Origin of the sequence: Streptomyces sp. (assembly GCF_031181705.1) — a bacterium.
Classification (GTDB): domain Bacteria; phylum Actinomycetota; class Actinomycetes; order Streptomycetales; family Streptomycetaceae; genus Streptomyces.
This window is the reverse complement of the sequence record NZ_JAPSKN010000065.1, coordinates 5544-8833: the sequence shown is the minus strand read 5'-3', so window position 1 is coordinate 8833 and position 3290 is coordinate 5544. Positions and strand designations below refer to the sequence as shown.

General features: G+C 74.3%; 4 protein-coding genes and 1 pseudogene. 3 read left to right on the top strand and 2 right to left on the bottom strand.

All coding sequences use genetic code 11. From position 1 onward, the window contains the following. Positions 1-329: 329 nt before the first annotated feature. Complete coding sequence (locus RIN80_RS14750) at positions 330-509, bottom strand: hypothetical protein (protein WP_309096034.1); 180 nt, start codon at positions 507-509, stop codon at positions 330-332. Between the two features lie 116 nt (positions 510-625). After that, positions 626-1591 carry an aldo/keto reductase gene (locus tag RIN80_RS14745; RefSeq protein WP_309096056.1) on the bottom strand — a complete coding sequence of 322 codons (966 nt, stop codon included), beginning with the start codon at positions 1589-1591 and terminating at the stop codon, positions 626-628. A gap of 309 nt (positions 1592-1900) precedes the next feature. Between RIN80_RS14745 and RIN80_RS14740 the strand changes: the two are divergent. From RIN80_RS14740 to RIN80_RS14730, 3 genes and pseudogenes are all read left to right on the top strand, one after another. Continuing rightward, positions 1901-1978: pseudogene (locus tag RIN80_RS14740) on the top strand (hypothetical protein); the annotation flags it as partial. Next, entirely contained in the window at positions 1957-2322 is a 366-nt protein-coding gene (locus RIN80_RS14735) for a chitosanase (RefSeq protein WP_309096055.1), read from the top strand. The pseudogene RIN80_RS14740 and the gene RIN80_RS14735, both read left to right, overlap by 22 nt. Before the next feature lie 43 nt (positions 2323-2365). Then, the coding region (locus tag RIN80_RS14730; RefSeq protein ID WP_309096033.1) for a DMT family transporter at positions 2366-3290 on the top strand (925 nt) is incomplete at its 3' end.

Genomic DNA, 3290 nt, shown 5'->3' with positions numbered 1-3290 from the left:
GGGGCGGCCGGACCGCCCCCGTCACACGGTGCCGGGAGCGGTCCGGACCGTCGCCGCGTCGTGCCCATCACGCGCGGACCATCGCCGAGTAACGCCCGGGGCGGCCACGACCATGACCGCGTAGCGCCCGTAACGGCCGCGACCGCCGCCGCGTGGCAGCGTAGACGGCCGGTGTGGTCGCCGCCCGGGCCGGAAACCGTCGGGCCGGCGGCTGCGGAGCCTTGATGCGCGTGCGGCCTCGGTACGCCGTCGTCCGGTCGTCGGCGCGCCGCTGCGGCACCCGCCGCGTCCTGCGACGACCGGCTGTCGTGCCGGTCGGGCTCCGTGTCTCACAGGCAGTAGCGCACCAGCCACTCGTCCTGGTTGTACGCCGTGCGCGCGGGGTCGGGGAGGCTGGCCGCGCGCTCCTCGACCGTGTCCTCCACGCGCACCGGCTCCGGGAGCGTCCCGAAGCGGGCCCGGCGCGCTGCGGCCTCCGGCTCGGTCCCCTGCTGCGTCGCCTCGTCCATGGCGATTCCCCTCTCCGCCGGCATGCCGGCCGATCGGCCCTCCCTGGGCACAGAGTTGACGTGTGGGACGCGCTCTTGGTTCCCGCGACCGGCCCGGCCCCGGTCGTCGCCGGCGCTCAGCCGTAGAAGTTGCGCTGCCAGCGGTGGCCTGCGAGGACCGCCAGCCGGTCGTCGCCGAGCAGGCGTCCGTCGCTCACCGCGGTGTTGCGTTCGACGTTGCGGACGCTGCGCATGCCGGGGATGACCGTCGAGACGGCGGGTGCGCTGAGGACGAAGCGCAGCGCGGTCTCGGCCATCCCGTCGGGCCCGATGCCGAGATCGGCGCAGATCGCCGCTACCCGCCGCTCGACCTCGGCGGGCCGGTCGTCGCGGAAGTAGCGGTTGCGGAAGTCGCCCTCCGGGAACGTCGAGCCGGCCGTGATCCGCCCGGTCAGCCCGCCCTCGTCGAGGGCGACGCGCACGATGACGCCCACGCCGTGCTCCACGCACGCGGGGAACAGCCGCTCGGCCGGGGCCTGGTCGAAGATGTTGTAGATGACCTGGACGGTGTCCACCGTGCCGCTGCGCACCAGCCGCAGCGCGTTGTCGGGCTCGTGGTCGTTGACCGAGACTCCGAAGAGCCGGATCTTGCCCTCCCGCTTCAGCGCCTCGACCGTCTCCAGCCAGTCGCCGCGGCCGACCCACTCGTCGCTCCACACGTGGAACTGCACGACGTCGAAGTGGTCGAGCCCGCTCGCGCGCAGGCTGGTCTCCAGGCTGCTGCGGATGTGCGCGCCGGGGAACGCCTCGGCCGGGTCGAGCCCGTCGGGCGCGGGCCACAGCCGGTTCAGCGGCGGCACCTTGGTGGCGACGAGGATGTCGTCCCCGGCCCGTTCCCTGACCACCCGGCCCACGATGCGCTCGCTCTCCCCGTAACCGCGTGCGGTGTCGATGAGGTTCACGCCGAGGTCCAGGGCCCGGTGCAGGGCGCGTACGGACTCGTCCTCGGTGGCGCCGACCCACGCGGACTCGCCGATGCCCCAGGCGCCGTAGCCGATCTCCGACACGGACAGTCCGCTGCGTCCCAGTTCCCGATAGCGCACGTGCACCTCCACGGCATGCGGTCCTCCGGCGGCACCCGCCACCGGCTGCGCCGACCCTAGGCGATCACCCACCCGGGGGCACCGCCATTTCGCCCGACCGCGTCACTTGTTCGACCGTACGAAGTCTCCCCTCGCCTGTTCTCCTGGCGGCCTCTGGGGCGATAGGAAACCTTCCTATCGCCGCGCCAACGGCAGCTCTCCCACCCCCCGCCGCACCGTCCTGGCGCTGCTCGGCGCGGCCTTCCCGCGCACGCGACGGCGGACGTTCGTGCGGCCGGGCTCGACGACCCGGCGAAGAAGGAGAGCGCCGTGCAGCTCGTGTCGAGCGCGGAGAACTCCTCGCTCGACTGGAAGGCGCAGCACGAGTGCACCGAGGACATCCGCGGCGGCCGCGGGTACACCGCCGACGTCATCGGGTTCTGCTCCGGCACCGGCGGCCTGCTCGACGCGACCGGGTCTCCTTCGGACCGGCGGTCCGGCAGGGCAAGGCGGACGGGCTGTCGTGCTGGGCCAGTTCGCGTACTGCGACGCCGTCTGCACGGCGACGGCGACAACCCGATCGGCTGCCACGCATCCACAAGCGCGCGCTGCGTTCGGCGAAGCCGCCGGCGCAGGGCGGTGACGAGGTGGCGTACCTCGACGCCTTCCTGGACGCGCGGGTGCGGGCCATGAAGCAGGCGCGGCCCGGGAGCCGACGGGTCCACGCATTGGTCCAGGAAAAGGGCGGGTAAGTGGACCTCCTCCCGGGCCGCCGGGCTGCCTAACGTCGCCCGCATGAACGCCACCACCCGCGGAGCCCTGCTCGCCGGGCTCGCCTGTGTCCTCGTCGGAGCGTCCTTCACCGCCAACAGCGTCCTGGGCGCGTACCCCTACGCGGGCGGCCAGTTCCTGCGGTACGGGCTGGCCTGTGTACTGCTGTTCCCGCTCGCCGGGCGGGGCTCGCTCGCCCGCCTGCGGGCGCTGACGTCCCGTCAGTGGGTTCGTCTCGCCCTGCTCGCGGCGGTCGGCATGGTGGGGTTCAACCTGGCCGTGCTCGCCGCCGAGCGCACCGCGGAACCGGCCGTTCCCGGCGTGTTCGTGGGCTGCGCCCCCGTGGTCGTCGCCGTGCTCGTGCCGCTCGTGGACGGGCGCAGGCCCCAACGCACGGTGCTTTACGGAGCGTTGCTCGTGGCGGTCGGCGCCTGCGGCGTACAGGGCTGGGGCCGCACGGACGGCGCGGGCCTCGCCTTCTCGGTGTGCGCGCTGGCGGGTGAAGTCGGATTCGCCGTGCTCGCCGTCCCCGTGCTGCGGCCACTCGGGCCACGGCTGCTGTCCGCGGTGGTGTGCGCGATCGCCGCACTGGAGTCGGCGGCGGCCGGCCTCCTGGCCGACGGGACCGGGTGGCTGAGGCGTCCGGACGCCGTCGAGGCCGGCGCGCTTTTGTGGCAGGCGGTGGTGGTCACCGTGGTCGGGTTCGTGTGCTGGTACATGGGCATGCAGCGGATCGGCGCGGAGCGCGCCACGCTGTTCTCCGGCCTCATCCCGGTCGCGGCGGCCTGCACCGCGCCGCTGGTGGGCACGGGTTCCTACGGCGTCGCGCAGGGCGCGGGCAGCGCGCTGGTCGGACTCGGGGTGGCCCTGGGGTCCGGGGCGCTGAAGCGCCCGGGCGGCCGACCGGCGCCGGACCCGGACCGGCCGGCGGGGTCCGCGGTGCTCTTCC